The sequence below is a fragment of the Mycobacterium sp. E2497 genome, assembly GCF_001668695.1.
Lineage (GTDB): Bacteria > Actinomycetota > Actinomycetes > Mycobacteriales > Mycobacteriaceae > Mycobacterium.
This window is the reverse complement of record NZ_LZKD01000087.1, coordinates 1-581: the sequence shown is the minus strand read 5'-3', so window position 1 is coordinate 581 and position 581 is coordinate 1. Positions and strand designations below refer to the sequence as shown.

Below are 581 nucleotides of genomic sequence, written 5' to 3'. Positions count from 1 at the left end.
GAACCGGGTGCGGCGCAACGGCATTCACCGGACCGGACAGCGCTGTGTCCCACAGTGCTCGGTGATACACGTCGACGCGGTCATCCACCTGGCCGGCGAATCGATCGCCGGCCGGTTCACCGAGAGGCATCGAAAAGTGATCCGCGACAGCAGGATTGGGCCGACCCGCCGGCTCGCCGAGGCGCTGGCTCGCACCCCGCGGCGGCCGTCGGTGCTGGTCACCGCTTCGGCGATCGGATACTACGGGTACGACCGGGGTGACGACGTCCTCACCGAGGACAGCGAACGCGGGGATGGCTTTCTCGCCGATGTCGTTGCCGACTGGGAGGCGACGACCGCGCCCGCGGAACAGGCCGGGGTGCGGGTGGTGCCGGTGCGCACGGGCATCGTGCAGTCCCCGCGCGGCGGCACGCTGAAGCTGATGCGCCCGTTGTTCAGCGCCGGGCTGGGTGGCCGGCTGGGCGACGGCCGGCAATGGCTCTCGTGGATCGGGATCGACGACCTCGTCGACGTGTATCACCGAGCACTGTGGGACACAGCGCTGTCCGGTCCGGTGAATGCCGTTGCGCCGCACCCGGTTC

1 protein-coding gene is annotated in these 581 nt (G+C 70.1%); it reads left to right on the top strand.

Annotation, left to right across the window (positions count from 1 at the left end):
• Positions 1 to 581 (top strand): TIGR01777 family oxidoreductase (locus tag A5713_RS06465; RefSeq protein WP_156751773.1); only part of this gene is annotated, 581 nt, incomplete at both ends.